This window comes from Micromonospora sp. ANENR4 (genome assembly GCF_015354395.1).
GTDB lineage: Bacteria > Actinomycetota > Actinomycetes > Mycobacteriales > Micromonosporaceae > Micromonospora > Micromonospora aurantiaca.
Genome location: NZ_JADKYQ010000005.1, coordinates 303,512 through 329,437 on the forward strand (window position 1 = coordinate 303,512; position 25,926 = coordinate 329,437).

The following is a 25,926-nucleotide window of genomic DNA, read 5'->3' on the forward strand; positions in this document are numbered from 1 at the left end:
CGCACCTCAGCGCAGGGAGGCGCGGGCGGAGAAGGCGATGCTCGCCAGCAGGAAGCCGCCGTTGACGACGGTGAACGCCACCATCACCCAGAACGCCAGCGCGGGCGCGAAGGCCAGCACCAGACCGGCCACGAAGATCACCGCGCCGTAGTCGCGGACCAGCTTCACGAGGCGTACCGGGAACGAGGTCGAGGTGACCATGCTGGCCGCGTTCGGCCCCGACTGCATCACCGAGGTCACCAGGTTGACCATCCAGGTGCCCGCGAACACCGCCACCAGCCACACCGGCGTGGACGGGCGCTGCGCCACGGCTGTCGCGCCGATGGCAGCCACCAGCGCGATCTGGGCGGCCACGTCGCAGAGTACGTCGATCCGGGCACCGGCCGCGCTGCCCTGACCGGTCACCCGGGCGAGCTGCCCGTCGGCGCAGTCCAGCGCGTACGCGATCTGCCACGCGACCAGCGCGAACAGCCCCACTGTCCAGGCCGGTACGGTGCCGGCGGCCACGTCGTCGGCGAGCGCCACCACGGTGACCGAGGCGGCCAGCCCCAGCACCAGGTTGGTCAGCGTCAACGCGGTCGGGCGCAACCCCAGGCGCTGGGCGGCAAGCGCGAAGGCCGCCCCGATCCACTGGCTGATCGACTCGCTGAACAGGCCGCCTCCCCGGTTGACCCGGTGGAAGTCGGCGACGGTGGGGCGGGGCTCAGCCAATGTGGTCGCGGAGGGCACCGGCGTAGTCTGCCAGCCGCTCCCGCGTCTCGGTAGACGACATCGTGAGGTGTTCGAGGATGGTGTAGCGGTCCGGCCGGGTGGCCGGCGCGAACTGCACCGCCTCGACGAACTGGTCGTCGGTCAGCTCGACCTCGGCGGGCAGCCGGGGCAGCCCGTGCCGGGTCAGGCAGGCCGCCATCTCGGCGAACCGGCGCTCGTCGCCGCGCAGGTACGTGCAGAACAGCGCACCGAGCCCGGCCAGTTCGCCGTGCGAGGCGGTGCCGGGGAAGAGCGCGTCGATCGCGTGCATGATCTCGTGGCAGCCGCCGCTGCACGGCCGGCTGGTGCCCTCGATCGCCATCGCCAGGCCACTGGAGATCAGCGCCTCGGCCAGGACGGTCACGAACGCGTCGTCGCTCATGTCGCCCGGGTGGTTCAGCACCGCCTCCGCGCCGGCCCGGGCCAGCGAGGCGGCCAGCCCGTCGACGCGCTCGCCGCGTACCTGGCGGGCGAGATCCCAGTCCGCCAGGGCGCTGATGTTGCTCACCACGTCGCCGATGCCGGCCCGGTTGTGCCGTTCCGGCCCGGCCTCCACGGAGTCCAGATCCACGATCACCGCGATCGGGATGTGCACGCCGTAGGAGCCCTTCAGGCCCTCGGTGATCAGGCTCGCCACCGGGGAGGCGATGCCGTCGTTCGCCAGCGCGGTCGCCACCGAGACCATCGGCAGACCGCGCCGGGTCGCGGCGTACTTGGCCACGTCGATCGTCTTGCCGCCGCCGATGCCGACCACCGCGTCGTACGACCGGGTGCGCAGCTTCGCCCCCAGGTCGTCGGCGGCGTCGAGCGTGCCCCCGGCGACCGTGAACACGTCGGCCGAGCGCAGCGACGGCCGGATCAGCTCGGCGATCCGCTCGCCCTGCCCCGGCCCGACCACCACGGCGACGTCGCCGCCGGCGGAGATCCGCCCGTCGGAGAGGATCGCCGCCAGGTCGGCCACCGCGCCCCGCCGCACGTCGATGTGCAGCGGGGTGAGGACGCTGCGGGCTAGTAGCGGCACGCGATCTCCCGGGCCCGGGCCAGATCGGCGTGGTTGTCGACCTCGACCCAGGAGACGTCACCGATCGGGGCCGCCCGCACCTCGCCGCCGCGCTCGGCGAACTCCTGGTAGCCGTCCTCGTAGTAGAGGTTCGGGTCGCGCCGCCAGGTCGCCTCCAGCGCGTCCGCGAGAGGCACCGCCACCTGCGGCTCGATCAGCGTCGCGCCGATGTACTCGCCGTTCGCCTCGCCCGGGTCCATCAGCTTGGTGATGCGGGTGAGCTGGCCGGCGGCGTCGAAGGTGGTCTTCATCTCCTCCTCGGCCAGCGGCTTGAGCGTGTCCACGGCGAGCAGGATGCTTGGGCCGCGCTCGGCCAGCAGCGTCTTCTCCACGCTCACCGGGTGCACGGTGTCGCCGTTTACGAGCAGCACACCACGGGAGAAGTGCTCCCGCGCCAGCCAGAGCGAGTACGCGTTGTTCCACTCCTCGGCCTTGTCGTTGTGGACCAGCGTGATCGTGACGCCGTACTTCTCCTCCAGGGCGGCCTGGCGCTGCCGCACCGCGTCGGCCGCGTAGCCGACCACGATCACGACCTCGTTCAGCCCCACCTCGGCGAGGTTGCGCAGCGCGATGTCGAGGATGGTGGTCTCCCCGTCGACCGGCACCAGGGCCTTGGGCAGGGTGTCGGTGTACGGCCGCAGCCGGCGCCCCGCTCCCGCGGCGAGCACCATCCCGATCATGCCGACACGCTCCTCTTCTCGACCCGATTCCACCCGGCGAGGATATCGCCGGGCGCGGAGCGGCAGTGGTTCAGCCCGTCAGACCGATCGAGCGCAGCGCGGCGAAGCCGTCCTCAGCGATCCGCCGGATCAGCCCGTCGTTGACGTCCCGGTGCTCGTCGAGCAGCGCGATCTCCGACTCCGCCAGCCAGCGGAACTCGGTGTGCTTGCCGACCTCCAGCCGGGGCCGGCTGAGGTCGCCGTCCACCCGGATCAGGAAGTCGGTCTCCACCCGGGTCAGCCCGTCGTCGGCGGTGTAGCGGTATTCCCCGACCAGGCCGAGCACGTGCGACACGGCCCAGCCGGTCTCCTCGGTGACCTCCCGGCGCAGCGCGTCGTCGATCTCCTCGCCCGGTTCGAGGTGGCCGCCGACGATGTCCCAGCAGTTCGGGAAGAGGCGTCGGTCGGGGGATCGGCGTTGGATGAAGATGCGGCCGTCGTCGTCGACGATCAGCGCGCCGGCGCAGCGGAGGGGCTCGGTGGGCACCCTCCGACAGTAGCCATCCGGGCCGTCTCCGGCGATGCCCGTTCTTGTCCCGGTACGCATCGATGGCCCACCATGTCCGTACTCAGTCGCCGTCCCACAGGGGTGATGTGTGATGCAGGTACGGGAAGCGATGTCCAGCGAGGTACTGGTGGTCGGGCCGGAGCACACGCTCCGGCAGGCGGCCCGGATGATGTCGGCCCGCGGTGTCGGGTCGGCGGTCGTGATCGACCCGGACTCCGAGGGAGTGGGGATCATGACCGAACGCGATGTGCTGAAGGCGATCGGCGCCGGGCTCGACCCGGATGTCGAGCGCACCGGGGCGCACCTGACCTGGGACGTCGTCTACGCCGGCCCGGACTGGACGATCGAGGAGGCAGCCGCGGCGATGGCCCGCGGCGGGTTCCGTCACCTGGTCGTGCTCGACGGCCGGGAGGTGGCGGGAGTGATCTCGGTACGGGACCTGATGCGGGTCTGGGCGGGTGAGCACGCGCCGACCCGCACCTGATGTGGTCCGGCGCGAGCGGCGCCGGAGAAAGGGCGATGGCCCGGCCGATATCGGCCGGGCCATCGTCGTATCTGTTCCGTTTCGGTCGTGCCCGCCGTCAGGGGCCGACGAAGACCGAGGTGCCGCGCCAGTCCACGTCGTCCACGCTCGGACCGCTGCGCACCGTGGCGGAGCCGGTCGGCACGCCGTCGGACCACGCCATCGTGGACAGGTTGCCGGTGCTCCGGGAGACGACGTAGAGCGTGTCGCCGTCCAGGAACAGGCCGCCCGCGTCGGCGAAGGCGGTGGTGCCGGTGACCGTGTTGCGCTCGGCGCCGACGGTGCCGGTGTCCGGCGTGAAGCCGCGCCAGAACAGCGTGCTCTGACCGGCCAGCGAGTAGTAGATCCGGCCGCTGGAGTAGAACATCGCGGTCACGTTCGGCAGCTCCGCGGAGAAGTTGCCGGTCATGCCGGCGTAGGTGGAGCCCTCCGGCGCGGAGCCGGTGACGACCAGGTCCCACTTGGCGTCGTGGTACGGGTCCAGCTTCTTCGGGGTGCCGAACTCACTGCCGTCGAACGAGCGCTTGTAGAGGTCGCCGCCGACGCCGTAGAACAGGTCACCGCCGACCCAGAACGCGCCCTTGATGTTCGACCAGCCGGTGTTGTCGCCGTTCGGCACCGACATCGCGTTGCCGACCGAGGTCGCGCCGTCGTACGTCCGCTTGGTGATGCTGTCGACGGTGGTGGCCGGCGGCACCGGGGGCAGCTTGACGATCTCGATGCCCTGCACCAGCGGGTTCTCCAGGACGCGACCGAAGTCGATGTCGATGTTGCCGTCACTGGTGATCGGGAACGCCCGCATGGTGCCCCGGTTGGTGGCGCCGATCGCGGCGATCGGGTCGAAGTTGCTCAGCTTGACCACACCGTCGATCGACACGTTGAACTTGCGCTTGCCGGCGGTGGCGGTGCCGGACCAGCGGTTCGCCAGGTAGAGACGCACCTGCACCGGCGTGCCGGCCGGGACCGGGAAGTCCCACTGCATGTCCGGCGCGGGCGACTCGTCCCACCGCTCCGCGTTGAACAGCTCCACCGGCGTACCCGACGGCACCGTCCCGTCGAGCGTGGCGTTGGTGGTGTAGCTGGTCACCTGGTTGCCGGCGTTGTGGTACGTGCTCGGCGCGGCGACGGTGTCGGCGGCCCAGGCCGGTCCGCTCGGCGCGGCCAGCTGGTCGCCGCCCGCGTTGACCCGGTAGAGCACGTCGGAGGCGTCCGGCGTGGGCGCGGTCTTCACGATCTCGATGCCGTGCAGCAGCGGGTTCTGCAGCACCCGGCCGAAGTCGATGTCGACGACGCCGTCGCTGACCACCGAGATGGACTGCATGGTGCCGCGGTCGGTTCCGCCCGCGGCGACGACCGGGTCGAAGTCGTTCAGCTTGAGGACGCCGTCGATGCTGACGTCGAACTTGCGGGCACCCGGCTTGCTCGTGCCGGACCAGCGGTTGGCCATGTAGATCCGGACGTCGACCCGGGTGCCTGCGGCGACCGGGATGTCCCACTGCATGTCCGGCGCGGTCGCCTCGTCCCACCGCTCGGTGTTGAACAGCGTGGCCGGCGTGCTCGCCGGCACGGTGGGGTCGAACGTCGCGTTCGTGGTGTAGCTGGTGACCTGGTTGCCCGTGTTGTGGTACGGGCTGGGCTCGGTGGCGCTGTCGGCGGCCCAGTCCGGTCCGCCGTCGGTCGCCGGGATGGCCGGACCGCCGGCGTTGACCCGGTAGAGCACCTCGGTCTGCGCCGCGCGGCCGGCCTGGTAGACGTTGCCCGGCAGACCCTTGGTGCTGGTCGAGTGCGGGGTGCTGCCCCCGTCCAGCGGGAAGAAGGCGATCCGCTTGCGCTGGTAGTCGAAGTTGCCGATGTACTCCTGGTCGCTGCCGAGCCAGAGGCCCTCCTGGGTCACCAGCATCTCGGTGACGCCGTAGCCGCGCGGGTGGCGGCCCGGGTTCCAGGACAGCGGCAGGCCGCTCACCGGGTCGAGCGCGGCGATGCTGGCCCGCGGCACCGCGCCCGGTCCGGCCTTGTCGCGGGCGAGCGGGTTGTTCGACCAGCGGAAGTGGCCGCCGACGTAGATGGCCTTCTCGCTGATGCCGACCGAGAGGAAGGTGTCGCCACCGCTGAAGTTCGTCCAGGTCGGCTTCTGGCCGGCGCCGGTGGCGGAGGTCTCCCAGCGGGCGGCGGAGTCGCAGAGCGTGCCCGGGTACGACGCGCCGGTGGTGACCACCACGAAGTACTTGCTGTCCGGGGAGAACTGGACGTCGCGCACCCACGAGTCGAACGCGGTGTACTTGCAGGCCGCGGAGTAGCCGTCGGTGTTCCAGTCGGCGACGGTCGCGGAGCTCTCACCGAGGTTGATCCGCACGATCTGGTCGTGCACGACGCCGTCGGCCTTCTTGAAGTTGCCGATCACCACGAGGTGCTTGCCGTCGGGGGAGACGGAGAGCTTCTCCACGCCGACACCGGCCGAGGCGCCGTTGTTGGTCGGGGTCCAGTTGTGGTTCTCGGTCAGCGCCACGGTGAGGTATTCGTCCACCGCGCCGGTGGTCGGGTTCAGCGAGGCCAGCCCGTTGCGGTTGATCGTCGCGGTCGCCGTGGTGAAGATGCCGCCGACCAGCAGGTGACCGTCGACGAGCGCGATGTCGTTCACCGTGCCGTTGAACGCCGGGCCCTTGAACCCCTCGACGGGGGTGCCGTCGGCGACGTTCAGCAGCACCAGCTTGCGGAAGTTCTTGTCGCCGACCTTGTTGAACTTGCCGGCGACGTACACCGTGCCGGGGGTCGGTCCGGCGATGATCGCGGTGACGTCGTTGTCCAGCACCGGCGCGAACGCGTTGTCGATCTTGCCGGTCGCCTTGTCGAAGGCGAGCAGTCCGCGGCGGTCGACCGGGGTGGGTGAGGAGCCCCGGTTCTGCGCGTTTGTGAACGAGCCGCCGACGATCACCTTGCTGCCGGCGTCGTGGATGGCCACGACGTTGCCGTCGTTGATGTTCGGCGTCTTGTCCGAGGGCACCTCGCCGACCAACGTGCTGTGGTCGGGCGCGGGCGCCGCCGCCGGTGCGGCCAGCGCCGGCACCGGTGTGAACAAGGTGGCGATGCCGAGCACGGCAGCGCCGAATGCGGACACCGAGCGGTGTCTCAGGATCGAGGAAGCCACAGGCTACTCCGGGGGGAAACGTCGGAGGCGCTGCGATCGTGGTCGGTGCCGACATGAGGCGGGGCGTCACTCGACCGACCGCAGACGTGAGAGCAATACCTTCTCGCATTCGGCCGTCGCCCGTCCACCCGGGTTCGGCCTTTTTGGCCGAGGAAAGGGCCCGGGTCACACGAAAAGACGAGCGACTATCAGTCCCCGGACACGGAGGGTGTTCCTGAGGAAACGCTCAGGTCGGGCATCGGTGGCTGGAAGTACGGATCGGTCGCCATCTCCCGGAAGACCTGCTCGCTCTCCGGGTCGTTGCCGAACGTGCTGTCGTAGATGGGCTTCTCCGTCTGCCGGGCCGCGAAGTAGACCGCCGCCTTGATCTGCGGGTGCTTCTTCAGGTACGGCCCGACCTCGCGCATCCATTCGGCCCGCTGGCCCGGCCGCCCCTCCTGGGTCAGGCCGTACTCGCCGATGATGACCGGTCGCGGGTGCTTCTTGGCGAACGCCATGAAGTGGTCCATCCGGTTGGAGAAGCTGTTCCACTCCGGACTGGGATAGACGTCCGCGCAGAGCCAGTCGACCTGGTCGTCGCCCGGGTAGTAGGCGGCGGCCCGGCGCTGCGGCTCGGCGAACCCGTCCGCGTGCGGGCACCACACCCAGCCCGCGTTGGTGACGCCCATCTCGGCGAAGATGCCGCGGACGTGCTTCCAGGCGGCGACGTAGTCCTCCGGCGAGTGCATGCTCGCGGCCAGGTTCGGCCGGTCCATCTCCCACCGGTAGCGCAGCAGCACCGGAACGCCGAACTCCTTGACGTCCTTCGCGCGTTCCCGGATCAGCGCGTCGTAGACGCCGCTGACTGTGGACCGGGTGTCGGTGCCCTGCCACGAGATCATCTGGAGCTTGCCCCGGGACTGGAACAACTTCTCGGTGGCGCTCGGGAACGGCTCGTTCCACTCGTGGAACATGTGCGCGATGGTGAGATTGCCGCCGGCCGCCTGGTTGAACGCGTCGAACGCCGCGGCCCGCCCGCTGGCGTTGTGGTACTGCGGCTTGACCCAGGTGCCGAGCCAGGCCCCCTTCTCCGGCGGCTCCGGCCCCCATCCGGTGGTGCGGACCGGAGCGGTCCGCGGTGTCACAGTCGGCGGGGGCGGCACCGCCGTCGCCGTCTCGTCGGATCGCTCCGAGCCGATGTCACAGGCCGCCACGGCCGGGGCCAGGAAGGCCAGGCCCAACACGGCAGCCATCGTCAGTCGTAACCGTCGTACCACCGCAACCTCTCCCCAGGACGGTCGCCGGCCACGGTATGGGGGCCCTGACGGATCCGCGTGGGCGGAGAGGCACGCCGGGCCGGGCGGGCGACCCCTGGCACTCTACCTGTGACGCGGCGCTCAGGCGGGGTAGCCGAGTCGCGTCAGCAGCGGCCCGGCCTGAGTCATCACGTCGGCCAGATCCTTTTCGGTCAGTCGCTGCCGCCAGCGGCCCACCGAACCCGGCCGCGCCTTGGCGAAGCGGGCGTGCAGCGCCTCCCGTCCGGCCGGGTCACCGACCTCCAGGAAGTCGGCCACGACCTCGGCCGCCTCGGCCGGGCGGGTGACGACGTCCTCGTACCGCAGGTGCCGCACCCGCTCGGCGGGCAGCTCGGCGAGCTGGGTCAGCGCGCTGCTGGTGAACCGCCGCCACATCCAGGCCGACCGGCCCAGGTCGGAGACCTGCGTGAACTCCTCGCGCCGCTCCGGCTCCACCCAGAACCGGGGCGCGGCGCCCCACGGCGTACCGCCCCGGCCGCTGCGGCCGGTACCGGTGGACGCGGCGTTCAGCCAGGGCTGCTCGGCGTGCGACACCGCTACGTCCCGCCCGTCCCGGTAGACGTGCAGGAAGACCGCGTCCGGGAAGACCTCGGTCAGGAACGGCACGATGAAGCAGTTCTCCGGGTCCTTCTCGGCGAACCGCAGCCCGCCGTGCCCGGACGCGGCGAGCAGCGCGCCGTAGTAGCCGCGGAAGTAGCGGGCCGCGCGCTGCGGCGTCCAGCTTCCCTCGTAGACACAGCGGGCGACGGCCTTCGTCAGGCGCGGCTCGAAGTGGTACGACACGTCCGGCAGCGCGCCGACGCAACTGCCGAGGAACGTGGTGCCGGAGCGCGGGGCGCCCAGGATGAAGATCGGACGCTCCACCTTCAGGGTGAGCCGGCGGCCGCCCCCCTCCACCGGCCGTTCCAGCTCGCGGCGTTCCTTGCGGTCCGCCAGCAGACCGACCGCGGCGAGCTTCGCGGCCTTCACGGTGGACAGGCCGGAGTGCGGGGCGGGGGAGTCGCTTGTCATCGAAGGTCCCATCGGTGCGCAGGATCGGTCAGGACTGGGCGGCCGGGTCCGCCCCGGCCCGGTTACGGCCACGGCGCAGGGACCGCAGCGCGTCGAGGTTCAGGGTGCGCCGCCAGCGCCAGACCCCCGCCGCGTACGCGACCAGCCCGGCGACCGTCACCAGTGCGAGCACGAGCGAACCGGCACCGAGCAGCGTCGCCACGCCGAGCGGCAGGCCCAGCGTCACGACGGCGAGCGCCATCGCGGCCCGGGTACCGGCGCCGAACGGGTGCAGCCGCATCGACCACCAGAGCTGGGTCAGCGGCACCAGGTTGGTGACCAGGATGGAGACGGTCCAGGCCAGGGCCGCGCCGAGGATGCCGTAACGCGGGATGAGCACCACGTTGCCGACCACGTTGAGGACGGTGCCGGTCATCGCGTTGTAGAACGTCCACGCGGTGCGCCCGGCCATGTTGAGCACCATGTCGACCATGCCGCACCCGGTGGCCAGCAGCATGGTCAGCGCCAGCAGCACCACGACCCGGCGGCCGTCGCCGTACCCGGATCCGAACAGCGCCAGCATCGGCGTGGCGAACGCCGCGAAGATCAGGTACGCGGGCCAGGAGAGGATCACGAGCCAGCCGGTGGCGACCTGGTAGAGCTGACCTGCCTCGGCCCGGTCGTTACGGGCGAACGCGGCGGCCAGCCGGTGCTGCACCGAGCTGGACAGCGCGACGCTGGAGAGCTGACCCAGCGCCAGGAACCGGGTCGCGGCCGTGTAGATCGCCGCGTCGGCCGGGCCGCGCAACGCGCTGAGCAGCACGATGTCGAGCCGCTGCACCACGATCGCGGCCAGGCTGCTGACCGCACGGGGCCCGGTGAAGCGCCAGAACGGTCCGGCCAGCTCACGCGCCGGCACCGGCCGGGTCACCTGCCGCCCGGCCCGGCCGACCAGCCGGCTCAGCCAGAACAGCGCGACCACCGCGGCGATCAGGTACGGCACCACCCAGGCCAGCGGCAGCGCGACGGTGGCGGACAGCCCGAGCCAGGCGGCCACCGCGACGGCCAGGAACTGCACCAGCGTGCGGCCGAGCCGCTCCACGGTCAGCAGCGGGCGCATCTGGCCGAAGCCGCGGCAGGCGGCGAGCGCGTAGTCGTTGAGCGCGGCCAGCGGCACGAACGCCAGCAGGATGCGCAGCGCGGTCACCGCCTCCGGCCCGGCCTCCGGCATGGTGGCCCGGGCCAGGGCCGGCGCGGCCAGCCAGCCGGCCAGCCCGAGCAGCGTGCCGACCACGAGCACCGGCAGCAACCCGACCAGGATGGTGCCCCGGATCTGGTCGCGCCGGTCGAGGGTGCGCTGGCGGCTGACGAAGTAGACGGTGCCGACGTCGGTGCCGAGCCGCGCCGCCGACGCGGCGATCATGAACGCGCTGGTGGCGGCGAAGAACATGCCCGCCTCGCGGACCGACCAGCCGCGGGCGATGACGATGTTCAGGCCGAAGCCGGCAACCGCGGCAAGCCCGACCCCGACCAGGTTGGCGAAGCCCTGCCGGGCCGCGCCGCCCAGCCCCGCGCCCGGCCCGGGGGGTGGTGCGGTGAGCGTCGGGGTGCCGCCGGCGTCCGCCCGCGTCACCGCCGCCACGACGGCACGCGTCCCCACCACGTCGCCAGCCGCTCGTCGTACGGCGCGAAGTGGTCCTCCAGCCGGGTCCGCAGCTCCGCCGACATGGGCGAACGGGACCGGGAGTTGTGCTTGCCGAACGCGATGTCCGCCCAGCGGGGCAGCCCGAGGAAGTCGCACACCGCGTCGAAGGAGGGACGCGGGTCGGCGAAGAAGTCGTCGCTGTCGATGACGTGCACGCGGTCCCGGCCGACCAGCGCCTCCAGGCGCTCCAGCTGCTCGATGTAGCGGCCCCGGGCCAGGTACGCGTTGTGCTGGAGGTGCTCGCTGGCGTACGACGCGGAGCTGATCATCCGCTCCCGCTCGCCCGCCGTACGGGACTCCTCCAGCGCGAGCGCCCGCTCGAAGTCCGCCTCGGTCTCGTAACCCCGGGCCAGCTCGTGCGAGTGCGCGGAGTAGGCGCGCTCCACCGGGTCACGCAGCAGCACCAGCAGCTTCACCGAGGGCAGGTCCCGGGCGATGCGCTGCCCGGCCAGCGGGTGGAACATGTAGTACGGGCTGGACTCGCCGGTGATCCCGCGTACCCCGATCTGTGCCTTCACCGCCTCGGCCTTGCCGGTGGTGGGGAAGTGCCCGAGGTACCAGCTCATCCCCCGGTGGTAGTCCATGTCGAAGTAGTGCACGCCCTTGTGGTACGCGGGCGGCAGCACACCGGGATGCTGCGACAGCGTCTTGAACAGCGAGGTGGTGCCGCAGCGCTGCGCCCCCACGATCAGGAATCCCGGCACCATCCGCGAACCGGCGGTCAGCCGGCCGACCGTCCGGCTCACCGACTTCACCGCGCGGAGCGCCTGCTCCTTGGCCAGCGTCACGTCCCCACTCCTCAACTCAGCCGGCCCGGCGGGCCAGGTGTTCCTCGACGGCGGGCAGCAGCCAGGTGTCGACGTGCCCCAGTCGCGCACCCGCCTCCGCCTGCCGGTCCCGCAGGTAGCGCGCCGCCAGCTCCACCAGGTAGAGCACGGCGACCAGATCGGCGCCCCCACCGGTCTGGTCGAACGGCGCCAGGGTGGCCCCGGCGCCGGCGATCAGTGCGCGGGCTGCCTCGACCGGTTCCACCCCGTCGTGGCTCATCGCGCCCTGCACCGCCAGGTGCAGCGCGTCGTACCCGGCCGGCACGTCCGCCTCGAACCGTTCCCAGTCCCAGACCAGCACCCGGCCGTCGGCCAGCACCGCGCTGTTGCCGCCGTTCCAGTCCCCGTGCCAGGCGCCGAAGGCCACCACCGGGTCGGCGTCCGCGACAGACTTCAGCGCCGCGCGCAGCCGCCCGGCCTCCGGCCGGGGCCCGAGCGCGTCCACCGCGGCGGTGAGCCGGGCCGCGTGCCCGCTTGCCGCCCACGACTGCCGGCGTACGCCGAGACAGCCCGCGACCGCCACCATCGCGTCGCGTTCGGCCGCCTCCGCGGCGGCCGGAGCGGCCCGGGGCAGCCGCACCGGCAGCGCCTCCTGCACCAGCAGCGCGTGGCCGTGCCAGTCGCCGTGGTGGCGTACCCCGGCCAGCACCACCGGGCCGAGCGGCACCTCGGCGAGGCGGCGCAGCGCGTCCGCCTCGGCGTGCACCAGCGCGCGGGTCAGCGGGTCGACGCCGAGCTTGGCGTACCCGAGGGCCCGTCCGTCCGGGGCGAGCAGTTGCAGCACCGGCTTGCGGTTCGCCCGGGCCGGCCCGATGTGCAGGCTCACCAGCGCCGGCTCGCCGAGCACCTCGGTCAGGTACGCGTCCAGCCCGCCGCCGTCGACCACCAGCCGGTCGCGGAACACCAGTGGGCCCAGCCCGAGCCGGAACGCGGTGGACAGCCCTTGCCGGACCAGCTTGGCCTTGCGGCCGACCGCCTCGGTGGAGTGCCGGACCGCGCTCGCCGCCGCCCGGCCCGAGCCGGTCGGCACGAGCAGCCGGGGGCGGGACGCCGAGGGCACCACCACCCAGCCGGCGCCGCCGCGGCGCAGGCTGGGCTCGGCCGGCGCGGGCCAGATCAGCCCGGCCAGTTCACCGAGGTACGCGGCACGGCCGTCGCCGTCCGGGGGTACGCGGAACACCATCAGCTGTCACCGGTCTTTTCCAGTCGGGCCCGTAGCCCGGCGATCGTGCCCTGGGGTGGCGCCGGCGCGAGCGACCGGCGTATCCGGTCGTTGCGGGCCAGCAGGGCGACAGTGATCAGGGCGTAGGCGAGTGTCGCTTCCATCGCACCGTAGGTGAACTGGAAGAAGAGCATGAGGATGAGCACCAGCGTGCCGGCGATGCCGACCGCGCTGTGGTCGCGGCGGTAGCGCCAGATGCAGTAGATGAAGAAGGCGTTGTAGCAGATCGCCCCGACCCAGCCCTGCCCGACGAGCAGCGCCCAGACCTGGCCGTTGCTGCCGAGTTCCCGGTTGCCGCACTGCTTGCAGTCCTCGGACTTGCCGATGGCGATGGACCGGTTGCTGCCGATCAGCGCCCGGTTGCCGCCGTACCCGAGGATCGGCGAATGGTTTGCCGCGGTGACCGCGCCCTGGGACAGCGTGGTCCGGATGTCGTCGCTGTGGCCGTTCTGGAGGCGTTCGTCGAAGGTGCGGCCGAGCGGTGTGGCGACGATCAGCACCCCGATCAGCCCGACCGCCAGGGCGAGCCCGCCGAGCACCACCATCCGGCCGCGCAGCGCGAGCCGCAGCGCGACGTACGCGGCGGCGATGCCGAGACCGATCCAGAGGCCCCGGTTCAGCGAGTAGACGATCGGGAAGATCGCCGCCAGGGCGATCGCCACGCCCGCGGTACGGCGCATCGGCTTGCCCAGCACGACCCAGCCGACGATCAGCCAGACCAGCAGGATGGCGGTGTTCTGGCCCCACGAGTTCGTGTAGGTGAACGGCGCGGACGGGCGGGGCGAGCTGGCCTCCCCCTCGATCACCTGCTGCACCTGGGCGAACTTGATCTCCATGAGCGAGGTGACGTACGGGTGGCCGGCGATCGACTGGGGCAGGACGAAACGCAGCGGCGCGACGAACGTGAGGTTCGGGTACAGCGAGCCGATCCAGCCGCCCAGCACCACGACCACGCCCATGAACCCGAACAGGCGGACCATCCGGCGCTGGGACAGCTCCCGCTCCCGCAGGTTGTAGACGTAGAGCATGGTCACCGTCATGGCGACGTAGTTGGCGAGCCGGATGCCCCAGCCGATGTACTTGCCGCTGCCGCCCGGGGGCAGCGTGTTCGGCGCGGTGAGGTCGAGGGTGAGCACGGACAGGAACACCCAGAGCAGCAGGACCATCCAGATCCCGAAGCCGGGCGGCACCCGGATCGGGCCCCGCTTGCGCATCTGCACCACCATCGGCACCGCGAAGATGACGAAGACGAAGCTCGACACGCCGAGCACCCACCACAGCGGGTACAGCAGGAAGACCGAGATCAGCGGCCATGCCGTCGGCAGCCGCCACGACCAGCTCTCCGGCCGTACCGTCACCGTCCGCAGGCGGTTCCCGTCCGGAGGCGACACCGCCCCGACCGGAACCGTCCCGCGCGCGGTGCGGGGCGGGGTGGCGGTGCTCATTTCACGGTGACCTTGGCGGTGGTCGGCGCGTAGATCACCCACGCGTTGCCGGGCCGGGGGTGCAGGAGGTCGCCGCCGGTGTCGGCGAGCGTGCAGACCATGCTCAGGCCGGGCTTGCGCCACCGGCCCTTCGCGCTGTTCGGCCCGGACACCGCGACCACGGCACCCTCACCGAAGACGTTCGCCGACGGCAGTGAGCGGGCCGACGGCTTACGCACCTCCAGCGTGCGGTACTCCATCGTCAGCACGATGACGGAGGCGGCGGTCACGGTGACCTTGCCGACCTTGCCGACCCAGACGGACTTGGCCTGGTCGTACCGCCAGACCATCGGCGGGCCGCCGGAGACGGTGACGGTGAGTTCGGTGGCCGGTGCGAGGTCGCGGACGGCGAGCGCGTCGCCCTCGCCGGCGTGGTCGATCGGCGGGGTGGGCGGCTGGCCGCCCTTCGGGGCGGCCTTGAGCAGCGCGGCGGTCGACGTGTAGTCGCCGGAGAAGACCTTGCTGTCGTCGTCGGGCGTCACGCCGTCGAGGTCGGAGTTCTCGAACTGGGTGAGGAAGCCGGTGGGGCCGCCGTCGTAGCCGACGAACGGGCGCAGCACGGCGAGCGACCGGATGTCGACCGGCCGGATCTCGGTGACCGGGCCGATCTTGGTGGCGTCCTTGGAGTGGAACACGGCGGTCAGGTGCAGCGTGTCGGACTCGGCGAACTCGGCGTAGACCAGGTCGGCGGCGTCCAGGCCGGCCGGGGTGGTCGCGGGGCTCACCCGCAGCGGCACGGCGACCGCCTGGCGGGTGGCAGCGGCCGGGGTGCTCACCGGCGCGCCGGTGAGCGGGCCGGTGGGCAGGGTCGGCGAGGCACTGGCCGCAGAAGGCGAGGCGGTGACGTCGCCGGGGTCCACCACCTGGACCTTGCCCGGCTTGGGCTCGGGCTCGCTGCACCCGGTACCGACGCCGAGGACGACGGCGGGGGCGATGGCGGCGCGGAGCATCTGCCGGCGGTTCACCCCAGGTCCTCGCCGGAGTCGAGGGCGTAGCTGCGGCCGTCGCCGTCACCCCGGGAGCGGTACGTGCCGCCGGTGCCGTTGAGCGGCACCGGCTTGCCCGGCATGCCCTGGTTGCCGGGGCTCGGCGGCGGGGTGGCCTTGCCCGGTGCCGGCTTCGCCGGGGCGGGGCGGGACGACTGCATGCGCGGCAGCACCATCGTCGACTCGGCGGACGGGCCGGGGCTCGGCCGGGGCTTGGGCCGGTTGGCCGGTGCCACCGGGGTGCTCGGCGTGCCCGAACCGCCCGAGGACGCCGGCCGGGCGGCGCCGGCCGGCTGGGCGGCCAGGCGCGGGGCCAGCACGGCACCGATCACCGGTGCGTTCACCTGCTCGAACTGCTGCAGGGCGGCGGTGATCTCGCCGCTGCGGGTCTTGCCCGCCTCGGCCACCATGATCACGGCGTCGACGTACCGGCCCAGGGCCTGGGCCTCCACGGCGAAGGTGGGCTGCGCGGTCTCGATGATCACGTGGTCGAAGCGCGCGGACAGCTCGTGCAGGATCTCCAGCAGACCGGCGACCGGCAGCTCGACCTCCGCGTCCAGGTCGCCCGGCACCAGCACCCGGAGCTGGCCCAGCCCCGGGACCGGCGCGAGCGCCTTGAGCGGGGGTACGTCGCGGCGCAGCACGGACGCCAGGTTGTGCCGGCCCTCGGCCACGCCGGTGATGGCGCCCACCGTCGAGTCGGGCTTGGTGGTGATCAGCGCGACCTGCTGGCCGGTACGGGCGTACGCGGCGGCGAGGTTGGCGGCGACGAACCCGGCGGCGGAGCCGGCCGAGGCGTCGCAGAGCAGCAGCTGGCGGCCGCGTCCGCCCTGTGCCGGCTCGGGCACGGCGGACAGCAGCACGTTCCGCAGCCGGCCCAGCTCGCGGGAGACCCGGTGGGTGGCCGGCAGGACGGCCAGCGACGGCGTCCGCGACGGCAGCTCCACGAGCAGCGGCAGGCCGACCCGGTCGGAGATGTCACGACCGCGCCGGATCCGGGTGTCGAGCCGGTCCAGCACCAGCGCCAGCACGATGCCGAGCAGCAGGCCCGCGCCCATGCCGCTGGCGAGGTTGAGCGTGCGGTTCGGCGAGCTGGGCGAGTCGGGCAGCCGGGCGTCGGAGATGATCTCGCCCGGGTCGGAGCCGGCCGACACCAGCGGGCTGAGACGGTTGTTCAGGCCGGTGATCTGGTTGGTCAGGACGCTCCGCTCGGCCTCGGCCCGCTCCCGCTCGGGCGAGTTCGACGGCGCCGCCGCGATCCGCCCGGCGACCGCGCTGAGCTGCTTGTTCAGTTCGGCGATCTGCTGCTTGAGCGCGTTCGTCTCGTTCTCCAGCGTCTTCTGCGCGGTGGCCTTGCGCAGGTCCAGGTACGCCTGGGCGAACGCGTGCGAGCCCGACTGGGCGCCCTCGGGGCTGTTCGTCTCGTAGACCACCTGGAGGATCTGGCTGTTCGGCGGCACCTTGACGGTCACCGACTTGACGAGCTGGTCGGCCCCGGTGTCGACCTTCATCAGCGCCTTGGCCCGCTCGGCCACGACCAGGGAACGGACCACCTGGGCCTCGGTGTCGAGGTTGACCTTGGTGTTGGGGTTGCTCTCCGCGCCCGAGCCGAGCGGGCGCACCAGCAGCGACGTGGTCGAGGTGTAGCGCGCCTCCTGGATCTGGTTCAGCACGAGCCCACCGCCCAGCCCGAGGACCGCGGCGAGCAGCAGGATCCACCAGCGGCGGCGCAGCCAGCCCAGGTAGGCCATCAGGGCAAGACCGTCGGCGTCGCTCTCGGCCAAATGGGGTGAGGGCATCAGAGTCTGTCGCTCCCTTTCGACCGAGCCGGGCAGTCCACGGCACAGCTGGACCTGACCGTGGCCTTGAGTGTCCCCGATCCGAACGACGAGGGAAAGTCTGCTCACGTTCCGGTAAGCCTGCCCGGGTGTGGGCAGCCCGCGTAGAAATGGCCGATCGGCGCTGACCATTCGGCGGGTTTCCCGGTGTCGGGCCCGACCTGTCCCCGGATAAGCCGGCGTCGCCGACGGCTCTCGTGCGGAGCGGTGACGGAATCCTGACACATCTCACTTTCTTCCGGTGGCCCGCCCCGGCGGCGCGGGGCGAACCGGGCTGACCTGGACGGTGACCGGCGGGTGGGCATCCCAGCGACGGGAATCGAGAGGTGAGCCGACCGGCGCGCCAGGATCCGTCCAATGGCCCCTTCAGTTGCCCAGGGGCGCGCCAGTAGGTTGTCAGGACGCGTCCGAGGGGCTTTCACAAAATCCGGACGCGTCATCCGCGTACGGGAGGAACTCTGTGGTGAGCGGGTCAACCGAGGACTCGGGGCAGGTCCTGCTGGTGGGTTCCAGTGGCGGGCACCTGGCCCAGCTCCTGGCCCTGGAACCGTGGTACCGGGATCGGCGCCGCGCATGGGTAACGTTCGACACCCCCGACGCGCGCTCGCTGCTCGCCGGTGAGGACGTGGTCTGGGCGCACCACCCCACCACACGCAACGTCAAGAACCTGGTACGCAACGCGTTCCTCGCGCTTAAGGTGATCCGCCGGCGTCAGGTCGACGCGGTGGTCACCACCGGCGCCGGGGTCGCCCTGCCGTTCGTGGTGGCGGCCCGGATGCGCAAGATCCCGACGGTCTACATCGAGGTGTACGACCGGATCGACAGCGCGACGCTCACCGCCCGGCTCTGCCGTCCCTTCCTCTCCGCGATGCTCGTGCAGTGGGACGAGCAGCGCCGGATGTACCCGGAGGCGACCGTCGTGGGGAACCTCCTGTGATCCCCCGGCAGCGGGACCGGCGCTCCGCGGCGCCGTACGTGCTTGTCGTCGTCGGCACCGACGTGCACCGCTTCGACCGGCTGGTCGGCTGGCTGGAGCGCTGGCACGCGTCGCGGCCCGAGGTCCGGCTGGTCCTCCAGTACGGCCACAGCCGCACCCCGGCGTTGCCCGAGGCCACCCCGTTCCTCGGCCACGAGGAACTCCAGCGGGCGATGGCGGAGTCGACGCTCGTGGTCAGCCACGGCGGCCCGGCCACCATCACCGAGGCGCGGCGCAACGGCCACCTGCCGATCGTGGTGCCCCGCGACCCGTCGCACGACGAGCACGTCGACAACCACCAGCAGCTGTTCTCCCGCCGTCTCGGCGCGGCCGGCATGGTGCGGCTGTGCGAGTCCGAGGCCGAGTTGCTCGCCGCGCTGGACGAGGGCCTGGCCGACCCGAACCGGTTCGTGCTGGCCGCCGACCCGAACCGCCCGGACCCGCGCGCCGAGGCGGTCGCCCGGGTCGGCGCGGTGATCGACGAGCTGGTGGCCCGCCGGGTACGGCGACGAGCCGTCGGGCGTCGCGGATGAGCGCCCCGGATCCGGCGCCGCCGCGGGTCCTCTTCGTCGGCGGCCTCGGGCGCAGCGGCTCCACGTTGCTGGAGCTGCTGCTGGCGCAGAGCGCCGACGTGTGCGCCGTCGGCGAGGTGGTGCACCTGTGGGAGCGGGCACTCGGCGCCGACGAGCGGTGCGGCTGCGGCGAGCGGTTCACCGCCTGCCCGTTCTGGCGCCAGGTCGGCGACCAGGCGTTCGGCGGCTGGGCCGCTGTCGACCGGGACGACGTGCTGGCACTGAAGGACCGCGTCGACCGGACCCGGCACATCCCCCGGCTCGCGAAGGACGCGCTCCCGCCGGAGCAGCTGGCCGACGTGCGCCGCTACGCCGACCTGTACACCCGGATCTACCGGGCCGCGCTGTCGGCGACCGGCGCCCGGGTGGTGGTGGACTCCAGCAAGCACGCCTCGCTCGCCTTCGCGCTGCGCTGGGCCGAAGGGCTCGACCTGCGGGTGCTGCACCTGGTCCGGGACAGCCGGGCGGTGGCGTACTCGTGGGGCAAGCAGGTGCGCCGCCCCGAGGTGGTCGACGGTGAGGACTACATGCCGACCTTCTCGCCGTTCGAGGTGAGCAAACTGTGGACCGCGCAGAACGCCGCGTTCCACCTGCTCGCGTCCCGGGCGAAGGTGCTGCGGCTGCGCTACGAGGACTTCACCGCCGACCCGGCCGGCACCGTACGCCGGGTGCGGGACTTCGCCGGCCTGCCGGACGACCCGGCGGCGCTGCGCATCCTGGCCGGGGCCGACGACACCGGCGCGGCGCCCGAGCCGGCCGCGCCGTTCCGGGCGCACAGCGTCGCCGGCAACCCGCTGCGGTTCAGCGGCGGGCCGTTGACGGTGCGCCGGGACGAGGCGTGGCGGGACCGCCTGCCGCGCCGCAGCCGTGCCGTGGTCAGCCTGGCCACGCTTCCCCTGCGGGTCCGCTACGGCTATCTGGGCCAGCGGGGATCCGACGAGTCCGTGGAGAGAGCATGAGTGGGCCGAGCATCTCGGTCGTCGTACCGACGCGGGACCGTCCGGAGCTGCTGCGTGCGGCGCTCGACGCGATCCTCAGCCAGGCCCACCCGGGCCTGATCGAGGCGATCGTCGTCTACGACCAGTCCGAGCCGGACCGGTCGCTGGAGACCGACCGGGGTGACCGGCGGATCCGGGTGATCACGAATACTCGTACCGCAGGGCTGGCCGGCGCGCGCAACACCGGCATCGAGGCGGCCACCGGCGACTGGGTGGCGTTCTGCGACGACGACGACGAATGGCTGCCCGGCAAGCTGGCCGCCCAGTTCGGAGCGCTCGACGCGCACCCGGACGGCGCGCTGGTGAGCTGCGGCATCCGGGTCAGCTACGACGACCGTACGGTGGACCGTTCGCTGGACCGGGCCCGGATCTCGCTGGAGGCGCTGCTGCGCGACCGGCTCACCGAGCTGCACCCGTCCACGTTCCTGATCCGCCGCGCCGCGCTGCTCGACGCGATCGGCCTGGTGGACGAGCAGATCCCGGGCAGCTACGCCGAGGACTACGAGTTCCTGCTCCGCGCCGCCCGGTACGCCCCGCTGGTGAACGTGGAGAGCCCGTACGTGCTGGTCCGCTGGCACAAGCGGTCCTACTTCGCGCAGCGCTGGGAGACCATCTCGACCGCGTTGCAGTGGCTGCTGCGCCGCTACCCGGAGTTCGCCACCGTGCCGCACGGCGAGGCGCGGGTGGCCGGGCAGATCGCCTTCGCGCAGGCCGCGATGGGCAACCGGCGCGACGCGGTCCGCTGGGCCCGGCGCACGCTGGCCCGCAACCCGAAGGAGCCGCGCGCCTACCTGGCGCTGGCGGTGGCGAGCCGGGCCGTGCAGGCCGACCGGGTGCTGCGCACGCTGCACAAGCGCGGCCGGGGCATCTGAGCCGTACGCGAGACGGGCGGGCGACCTCGGTCGCCCGCCCGTTCTCGTTCCGCTGCGATCAGGCCGTGCAGAAGGACTTCCACGCCTGGATGCTCGGCTGGTCGAGCAGCCGGAAGTCGCCCTGGCTGACCGTCTGGTTGTAGTACGCCACGAACTCCGGCCGCTGGCCGTTGAGGAAGCCGGTCATCGACCGGATCCAGGCCGCCCGTCCGGTGCCCGCGTCACCGGGCACCAGGTCACTGCCGGTCTCGGCGACGCCCCACGGCTTACCGAGCGCCTTCGACTTGCTGATCATGGGGCCGTAGATCTCCTGCGGCGAGGCGTACCGCTTCCACTTCTTGCCCCAGTTGTAGCAGTCCCAGCCGAGCGCCTCGATCACGTCGCCGCCGGGGTAGAACGCGTCGAAGCTGCGGCCGGACTTCGGGTCGAGCGTCCAGCACATCAGGATCAGCGTGTTGATCAGCTTCGGGTTGCCGGTCCGGTCGGCCAGGCCGGCGATCCGCTTCCACGCCGTCCGGTACGCCGTCGTGCTGAACGCGCCGCGCTCGACGTCGTCCTCCGGCTCGTGGAAGTACGACCAGTAGACGTTGTGCTCGCGCGGGATCGAGGAGAACCAGGAGGTCAGGCGGGAGTCGAACTTGCCGGTGTTCACCTCCTGCGGCGACGCCTTGAACGACACCACGACGGTCCGGTCCACCACGTCGGCACGGCTGCCGGACCAGGCCGGCGGCAGGCCGGGGAAGAAGATCCGGGCCATCCGCAGCTTGCCGAAGGTCCGGTCGGACCGGGCCAGCGCCTGACCGAACGTCTCCCCGCTCTGCACACCGATCGAGGCGCCGGGCAGCGTCAGTCGCGTACCGCTGAAGGCCGGCCCGGCGGCGGCGGAGGGCGACGGGCGCGTCGAGGGCTTGCCCCCGAGACCCTGGTCGGCGGTCGGGGACGCGCCCGGGGTGGCGGGCGCGCCCGGGCCCATCGAGGTGGCCGGCCCGACCGAGCCGGGCGTCCCGCCGGCCTGCCGTTCCGCAGCGTCGGGTCGCAGCGTGGCCACCGCGACCCCGCTGCCGGCCACGGCCAGGACCAGTGCCGCCGCGAGGGCGACCCGCCAGCGACGACGGGAGCCGCCGGACGACGGCACGGGGGCCGGGGCGAGCGGCGGCGCGGGCGGGTCGCCCGGACCGCCGGTGGCCGGTCCGTGCGGAGCGTCCACCGGGGGCGGTCCGGTCAGCGTGGCGGTCGCCGTGGTGCTCGCCCCCCAGCCCGCCTCACCCGCCGGACCGGCCTGAGTGGCCCAGGCGTCGTCGTGCGGCTCACCCGGGGGCCAGGCGTCACCGCCGTGGCCCGCCGGCCCGTGCTGCGGCGCCCAGCCGTTCGTCGTGCCGGCAGCGGCGTCCCAGCCGGCCGGGTCGTGCCCGGGCCCGTCGTGGTGACCGGCGTCGGGCCGGTCGCGCTCGGGCCAGGGCAGGTCACCGCCCAGCCGGGCCGGTGGTGGCGGTGGCGCGCTCTCGGCCTCCGGCCAGGGCAGCGACGGGCCGCCCACCTGGCGTGGAATGTCCTGACCCGGCCACAGGCCGGTCGGCTGCCCGAAGGCATTGTGCGGCTCTCGGTCGGCCGGCATGACCCTCCCTGGCTGTCGGCGGCCCGTGGTCGGGGCTCAGATCGCCACGCATACCTGCCCGACGATAACCCTCATCCACCTGGCCGTACGTACCGTGACACTCAGCCGAACGCCTCACCCTGGTCACCGGTGACGGTCGAAGCGGGCATCTCGACCCCGGTCCGGGCGATCGCGTCGAGCAACTGGTCGGCCAGTTCGGGCCGGCAGACCAGCAGATCGGGCAGCCTCGGGTCGGCCCGGTTGTAGCGCAGCGGCGAACCGTCGATCCGGGACGCGTGCATGCCCGCGCCCAGCGCCACGGCGACCGGTGCGGCACTGTCCCACTCGTACTGACCGCCCGCGTGGACGTACGCGTCGACCTCGCCGGTCACCACCGCGCAGACCTTCACACCGGCCGAGCCCATCGGCACGGCGGTGGCGCCGAGCATCTCGACCAGCTCGCCCACGAACGCCGGCGGGCGGCTGCGGCTCACCGCGATCCGGATCGGCCCGTCGGACGCCTTCGGCTGCGGGCAGGTGGTGCCGAGCACGAGCGGCGCACCGTCCACCGTGGTCCGGGCCGGCATGCCGACCGCGCCGGCGACCAGGGCGCCGTCCGGGGCGGCGGAGCGCTGCCAGAGCGCCACGTGCACCGCCCAGTCGTCGCGTCCCTCCTCGGAGAACTCGCGCGTGCCGTCCAGCGGGTCGATGATCCAGACCCGGTCCGCCTCGTGCCGGGGCGCGCACTCGCCGTCCGCCCACGCGCGGCGCGAGTCGGCCTCCTCCTCGGAGAGCACCGCGTCGGCCGGCCGCAGCCGGGCCAGCGCCGCCGTCATCAGCTCGTGCGACGCGCGGTCGCCGGCGTCCTTGAGCGCCTTCGGGTCGGCGAAGCCCTGCCGGTCCCGCAGCGCGGTGAGCGCCTTGCCGGCCTCGGTCGCCAGCCACTGCGCGAACCGCTGGTCGTCGAGCCGTCCCGCCTCGTCCTCGGTCACGAGCCTCATCCCTTGTTCTCCCGGGTCTGCCGCGACCCGTCATCCTTCGGCGTCCGGTCGGACCGGCGCCAGCGTCCGTCGGATCGTAGACAGTCGCGAGGCGGTCTCGGATCCCCCGGACGCACCGGTGACCTGGCCGGCCGCCCGCATGTTGAACTTCGCGTGTATCGCGGTCGGACCCGCCGGGCCAGGCCCTAGGCTCTGCGCATGACCGCCGAGCAGCTGATCTCGTTCGCCCGTGGCGCGCCTTCGCTGGACATCGTCGATGTCGAAGGGCTCAAGGCCGCCGCCGTCCGCGCCTTCGACGCCGACCCCGCCGGGGTCACCGCGTACGGCACCTCCGTCGGCTACCCGCCCCTGCGGAAGTGGATCGCCGAGAAGCACGGTGTCGAGGCCGACCAGGTGCTGATCACCAACGGTTCGTTGCAGGCCGACGCGTTCCTCTTCGACCACCTGGTCCGCCGTGGCGACGCGGTGGTGGTCGAGCGCCCGACGTACGACCGCACGCTGCTCAACCTCAAGCAGATGGGCGGCGAGGTGCACGGCGTGACGATCCAGCCGGACGGTCTGGACACCGCCGAGCTGCGCAAGCTGCTGGAGTCCGGGGTACGGCCGCGGCTGGCCCACGTGATCCCCAACTACCAGAACCCGGCCGGCGTGACGCTCTCCCTGGAGAAGCGCCGTGAGCTGCTGGACCTGGCCGCCGAGTACGAGTTCACGATCTTCGAGGACGACCCGTACGCGGACATCCGGTTCCGGGGCGAGCCGCTGCCCTCGATGCTGTCGATGGACACCCGGGGCGTGGTGGTGCACGCCTCCAGCTTCACCAAGACGGTCTGCCCGGGCGTCCGGGTCGGCTACCTGGTCGGCCCGGCCGAGCTGATCGCGGCGATCGCCAAGCGGGCCACCAACCTCTACATCTCGCCCGGCATGGTGGCGCAGGCGATCGTGCACCAGTTCTGCGTCTCGGGCGCGATCGACGAGTCGATCCGGACGGTCCGTTCGGCGCTCGGCGAGCGGTCGGCGGTGCTGGCCGAGTCGTTGCGCCGGCACATCCCGGAGGCCCGGTTCGTGGAGCCGGACGGCGGCTACTTCCTCTGGGTGGAACTGCCCGAGGACGTCGACGTCGACCGGCTCGCCCCGGCGGCCGCCGAACGCGGCGTGGCGGTGGTGAAGGGCAGCGACTTCATGGTCGACGGCGGCCGGCACGCGCTGCGCCTGGCGTACTCGGCGGTGACGGCGGACCGGATCGACGAGGGTGTGCGGCGTCTCGCCGAGGCGATGGCCGCCGTTCGCGGCTGATTTTCTGTCGGGTTTCTGACAAAAAGGCCCCGCTGGCCGGTTCGGCACTCCCGCCGGACCGGCCGGCACCCCCACAATGCTGCGAGTGCCGCTCACCTTCTGCCGGTGACCAGCCCGCACGCCGGACGACCGGCCGGGCCGGCGGCACGCCCAGCATCACTCCCGCCCCCAAGGGGTGCCGGGTGGGCCGTGTCGCCCCTCACCCCCCTGACGCGGCCCGGCCCGCCCGGCGCCGCCGCGTGACGCCCGTCGCAACCACCAGTCCCCCGCACCCGCGGCCGCGCTGCGCTTCCCGCCGGTCGGCGTAACCTGCAAGCCGCAGCTTCAGGGGAAGGGGGCGAGAGATGACGGACCGGGTGGCACGCGACCGAACCGCCGGCACCGACGGCAGCCGGGCCCTGCGCCCCCGCGCCTGGTCGGCCCCGGTACGCGCGATGTCCCGCATCCTCAACGCGGACGGCTCCCCGCGTACGCCCCGGCCGGCCGGCCCGGAACGCAGCGGCATCGTCGACTGCGGGCTGTACGTCGACGGCGAGCGCCGCCCCGGCCGCCCCGGGTACGCCGAGGCCCTGGCCGCCGCCCGGCAGGAACGCGACGGCTTCGTCTGGCTCGGCCTGCACGAGCCGGACCTGACCGAGATGACCGAGATCGCCGCCACCTTCGGCCTGCACGAGCTGGCGGTGGAGGACGCGGTCAAGGCCCAGCAGCGCCCGAAGCTGGAACACTTCGGCGAGATCGTCTTCCTGGTGCTGCGTACCGCCCGCTACTGCGAGCACGCCGAGCTGACCGAGAACTCCGAGGTGGTGGAGACCGGCCAGGTGATGCTCTTCATCGGGCCGCACTTCGTGATCAGCGTGCGGCACGGCGACGCCTGCCGGCTGGCGCCGGTGCGCGCCGACCTGGAGGCGAAGCGGGACCTGCTGCGGCACGGCCCGTGGGCGGTCGCGTACGCGATCACCGACCGCGTGGTGGACCTCTACCTGGAGGTGGCCGACCGGCTGGAGGACGACCTCGACGTGCTGGAGGCGGACGTCTTCGACAGGCAGAGCAGCGGCCGGATCCAGCGGATCTACCAGATGAAGCGGGAGCTGGTCGAGTTCAAGCGGGCGGTGGTGCCGTTGCAGCGCCCGCTGATCACGCTCACCTCGCAGGTCAACCGTGCGGTGCCGCAGGAGGTACGGCGTTACTTCCGCGACGTGCAGGACCACCTCAGCCGCACCGTCGAGCAGGTGAACTCCTACGACGACCTGCTCAACTCGATCCTCCAGGCCCGGCTGGCCCAGGTCACCGTCGACCAGAACAACGACATGCGCAAGATCGCCGCGTGGGCCGCGATCGGTGCGGTGTGGACGGCGATCGCCGGCATCTACGGCATGAACTTCGACAACATGCCCGAGCTGAAATGGACGTACGGCTATCCGGGCGTCTGGGCACTGATGCTCGTGGCGTCCTTCACGCTCTACCGTCTGTTCCGCCGCAACGGCTGGCTGTAACCGCAGCGTCACGGCGGGCCGCCGCGCCGCCCGTACACGCGGAAGCGCCGGCCACGCGGGATGTCCCGCGTGCCG

General features: G+C 72.5%; 22 protein-coding genes. 7 read left to right on the plus strand and 15 right to left on the minus strand.

Going from position 1 to position 25,926, the window contains the following annotated elements:
• Positions 1 to 6: 6 nt before the first annotated feature.
• From IRY44_RS11330 to IRY44_RS11345, 4 genes are all read right to left on the minus strand, one after another.
• On the minus strand, positions 7 to 729 hold the full coding sequence (locus IRY44_RS11330) for a CDP-alcohol phosphatidyltransferase family protein (protein WP_194800360.1): 723 nt from the start codon (positions 727 to 729) through the stop codon (positions 7 to 9).
• A complete protein-coding gene (locus tag IRY44_RS11335) occupies positions 704 to 1,771 on the minus strand; it encodes an iron-containing alcohol dehydrogenase family protein (RefSeq protein WP_194800361.1) in 1,068 nt (355 codons plus the stop codon). The genes IRY44_RS11330 and IRY44_RS11335 overlap by 26 nt, the downstream gene beginning before the upstream one ends.
• A complete protein-coding gene (locus IRY44_RS11340) occupies positions 1,759 to 2,490 on the minus strand; it encodes a sugar phosphate nucleotidyltransferase (RefSeq protein WP_194800437.1) in 732 nt (243 codons plus the stop codon). The genes IRY44_RS11335 and IRY44_RS11340 overlap by 13 nt, the downstream gene beginning before the upstream one ends.
• Before the next feature lie 70 nt (positions 2,491 to 2,560).
• On the minus strand, positions 2,561 to 3,016 hold the full coding sequence (locus IRY44_RS11345; RefSeq protein WP_281600240.1) for an NUDIX domain-containing protein: 456 nt from the start codon (positions 3,014 to 3,016) through the stop codon (positions 2,561 to 2,563).
• Between the two features lie 112 nt (positions 3,017 to 3,128).
• Here IRY44_RS11345 and IRY44_RS11350 point away from each other — a divergent pair, with 112 nt between their 5' ends.
• Entirely contained in the window at positions 3,129 to 3,521 is a 393-nt protein-coding gene (locus tag IRY44_RS11350; RefSeq protein WP_135242510.1) for a cyclic nucleotide-binding/CBS domain-containing protein, read from the plus strand.
• A 97-nt stretch (positions 3,522 to 3,618) separates the two neighbouring features.
• Here IRY44_RS11350 and IRY44_RS11355 read toward each other — a convergent pair whose 3' ends face one another.
• From IRY44_RS11355 to IRY44_RS11395, 9 genes are all read right to left on the minus strand, one after another.
• A complete protein-coding gene (locus IRY44_RS11355; RefSeq protein WP_194800363.1) occupies positions 3,619 to 6,705 on the minus strand; it encodes a malectin domain-containing carbohydrate-binding protein in 3,087 nt (1,028 codons plus the stop codon).
• Positions 6,706 to 6,893: 188 nt separating this feature from the next.
• Positions 6,894 to 7,937, minus strand: coding sequence for a glycoside hydrolase family 26 protein (locus IRY44_RS11360; RefSeq protein WP_194800364.1), 1,044 nt, complete (start codon positions 7,935 to 7,937; stop codon positions 6,894 to 6,896).
• 144 nt (positions 7,938 to 8,081) lie between these two features.
• Complete coding sequence (locus tag IRY44_RS11365) at positions 8,082 to 9,011, minus strand: sulfotransferase (RefSeq protein WP_194800365.1); 930 nt, start codon at positions 9,009 to 9,011, stop codon at positions 8,082 to 8,084.
• 28 nt (positions 9,012 to 9,039) lie between these two features.
• Positions 9,040 to 10,653, minus strand: a complete 1,614-nt coding sequence (locus IRY44_RS11370; RefSeq protein WP_194800366.1) for an oligosaccharide flippase family protein — start codon at positions 10,651 to 10,653, stop codon at positions 9,040 to 9,042.
• Complete coding sequence (locus tag IRY44_RS11375) at positions 10,620 to 11,483, minus strand: sulfotransferase (protein WP_194800367.1); 864 nt, start codon at positions 11,481 to 11,483, stop codon at positions 10,620 to 10,622. The genes IRY44_RS11370 and IRY44_RS11375 overlap by 34 nt, the downstream gene beginning before the upstream one ends.
• 16 nt (positions 11,484 to 11,499) lie before the next feature.
• Complete coding sequence (locus IRY44_RS11380) at positions 11,500 to 12,705, minus strand: hypothetical protein (RefSeq protein WP_194800368.1); 1,206 nt, start codon at positions 12,703 to 12,705, stop codon at positions 11,500 to 11,502.
• Positions 12,705 to 14,189, minus strand: coding sequence for an O-antigen ligase (locus IRY44_RS11385; RefSeq protein ID WP_194800369.1), 1,485 nt, complete (start codon positions 14,187 to 14,189; stop codon positions 12,705 to 12,707). Before IRY44_RS11385 ends, IRY44_RS11380 begins: the two co-directional genes overlap by 1 nt.
• Positions 14,186 to 15,193, minus strand: a complete 1,008-nt coding sequence (locus IRY44_RS11390; protein ID WP_194800370.1) for a DUF3048 domain-containing protein — start codon at positions 15,191 to 15,193, stop codon at positions 14,186 to 14,188. Before IRY44_RS11390 ends, IRY44_RS11385 begins: the two co-directional genes overlap by 4 nt.
• The gene (locus tag IRY44_RS11395; RefSeq protein WP_194800371.1) at positions 15,190 to 17,013 is read right to left on the minus strand and encodes a Wzz/FepE/Etk N-terminal domain-containing protein; all 1,824 of its coding nucleotides are present in this window, start codon (positions 17,011 to 17,013) and stop codon (positions 15,190 to 15,192) included. Before IRY44_RS11395 ends, IRY44_RS11390 begins: the two co-directional genes overlap by 4 nt.
• A gap of 499 nt (positions 17,014 to 17,512) precedes the next feature.
• Here IRY44_RS11395 and IRY44_RS11400 point away from each other — a divergent pair, with 499 nt between their 5' ends.
• Genes IRY44_RS11400 through IRY44_RS11415 form a run of 4 tightly spaced genes read left to right on the plus strand, consistent with a single transcriptional unit; the run spans position 17,513 to position 20,470 of the window.
• On the plus strand, positions 17,513 to 17,989 hold the full coding sequence (locus tag IRY44_RS11400; RefSeq protein ID WP_013289269.1) for a polysaccharide biosynthesis protein: 477 nt from the start codon (positions 17,513 to 17,515) through the stop codon (positions 17,987 to 17,989).
• Complete coding sequence (locus IRY44_RS11405; RefSeq protein ID WP_194800372.1) at positions 17,986 to 18,561, plus strand: glycosyltransferase; 576 nt, start codon at positions 17,986 to 17,988, stop codon at positions 18,559 to 18,561. Before IRY44_RS11400 ends, IRY44_RS11405 begins: the two co-directional genes overlap by 4 nt.
• Entirely contained in the window at positions 18,558 to 19,559 is a 1,002-nt protein-coding gene (locus tag IRY44_RS11410) for a sulfotransferase (protein WP_194800373.1), read from the plus strand. The genes IRY44_RS11405 and IRY44_RS11410 overlap by 4 nt, the downstream gene beginning before the upstream one ends.
• Positions 19,556 to 20,470, plus strand: a complete 915-nt coding sequence (locus tag IRY44_RS11415; RefSeq protein ID WP_013289266.1) for a glycosyltransferase family 2 protein — start codon at positions 19,556 to 19,558, stop codon at positions 20,468 to 20,470. Before IRY44_RS11410 ends, IRY44_RS11415 begins: the two co-directional genes overlap by 4 nt.
• Before the next feature lie 58 nt (positions 20,471 to 20,528).
• On the opposite strand, the gene IRY44_RS11420 is transcribed toward IRY44_RS11415, so the two are convergent.
• Complete coding sequence (locus IRY44_RS11420) at positions 20,529 to 22,085, minus strand: hypothetical protein (RefSeq protein WP_194800374.1); 1,557 nt, start codon at positions 22,083 to 22,085, stop codon at positions 20,529 to 20,531.
• A gap of 101 nt (positions 22,086 to 22,186) precedes the next feature.
• A complete protein-coding gene (locus IRY44_RS11425) occupies positions 22,187 to 23,065 on the minus strand; it encodes a 3'(2'),5'-bisphosphate nucleotidase CysQ (protein WP_194800375.1) in 879 nt (292 codons plus the stop codon).
• Between the two features lie 198 nt (positions 23,066 to 23,263).
• On the opposite strand from IRY44_RS11425, the gene IRY44_RS11430 reads away from it, so the two are divergent.
• Both IRY44_RS11430 and corA read left to right on the plus strand, forming a co-directional pair.
• The gene (locus IRY44_RS11430; RefSeq protein ID WP_194800376.1) at positions 23,264 to 24,358 is read left to right on the plus strand and encodes a PLP-dependent aminotransferase family protein; all 1,095 of its coding nucleotides are present in this window, start codon (positions 23,264 to 23,266) and stop codon (positions 24,356 to 24,358) included.
• Between the two features lie 344 nt (positions 24,359 to 24,702).
• Complete coding sequence (gene corA, locus IRY44_RS11435) at positions 24,703 to 25,851, plus strand: magnesium/cobalt transporter CorA (protein ID WP_194800377.1); 1,149 nt, start codon at positions 24,703 to 24,705, stop codon at positions 25,849 to 25,851.
• Positions 25,852 to 25,926 lie beyond the last annotated feature (75 nt).

What these genes read in the sequence shown, in the direction of transcription:
- IRY44_RS11415 (WP_013289266.1), top strand. Translation starts at nt 19,556, where the DNA reads ATGAGTGGGCCGAGCATCTCGGTCGTCGTACCGACGCGGGACCGTCCG.
- IRY44_RS11410 (WP_194800373.1), top strand. Translation starts at nt 18,558, where the DNA reads ATGAGCGCCCCGGATCCGGCGCCGCCGCGGGTCCTCTTCGTCGGCGGC.
- corA (WP_194800377.1), top strand. Translation starts at nt 24,703, where the DNA reads ATGACGGACCGGGTGGCACGCGACCGAACCGCCGGCACCGACGGCAGC.
- IRY44_RS11365 (WP_194800365.1), bottom strand. Translation starts at nt 9,011, where the DNA reads ATGACAAGCGACTCCCCCGCCCCGCACTCCGGCCTGTCCACCGTGAAG.
- IRY44_RS11350 (WP_135242510.1), top strand. Translation starts at nt 3,129, where the DNA reads ATGCAGGTACGGGAAGCGATGTCCAGCGAGGTACTGGTGGTCGGGCCG.
- IRY44_RS11430 (WP_194800376.1), top strand. Translation starts at nt 23,264, where the DNA reads ATGACCGCCGAGCAGCTGATCTCGTTCGCCCGTGGCGCGCCTTCGCTG.
- IRY44_RS11380 (WP_194800368.1), bottom strand. Translation starts at nt 12,705, where the DNA reads ATGGTGTTCCGCGTACCCCCGGACGGCGACGGCCGTGCCGCGTACCTC.
- IRY44_RS11340 (WP_194800437.1), bottom strand. Translation starts at nt 2,490, where the DNA reads ATGATCGGGATGGTGCTCGCCGCGGGAGCGGGGCGCCGGCTGCGGCCG.
- IRY44_RS11395 (WP_194800371.1), bottom strand. Translation starts at nt 17,013, where the DNA reads ATGCCCTCACCCCATTTGGCCGAGAGCGACGCCGACGGTCTTGCCCTG.
- IRY44_RS11425 (WP_194800375.1), bottom strand. Translation starts at nt 23,065, where the DNA reads ATGAGGCTCGTGACCGAGGACGAGGCGGGACGGCTCGACGACCAGCGG.
- IRY44_RS11385 (WP_194800369.1), bottom strand. Translation starts at nt 14,189, where the DNA reads ATGAGCACCGCCACCCCGCCCCGCACCGCGCGCGGGACGGTTCCGGTC.
- IRY44_RS11420 (WP_194800374.1), bottom strand. Translation starts at nt 22,085, where the DNA reads ATGCCGGCCGACCGAGAGCCGCACAATGCCTTCGGGCAGCCGACCGGC.
- IRY44_RS11360 (WP_194800364.1), bottom strand. Translation starts at nt 7,937, where the DNA reads ATGGCTGCCGTGTTGGGCCTGGCCTTCCTGGCCCCGGCCGTGGCGGCC.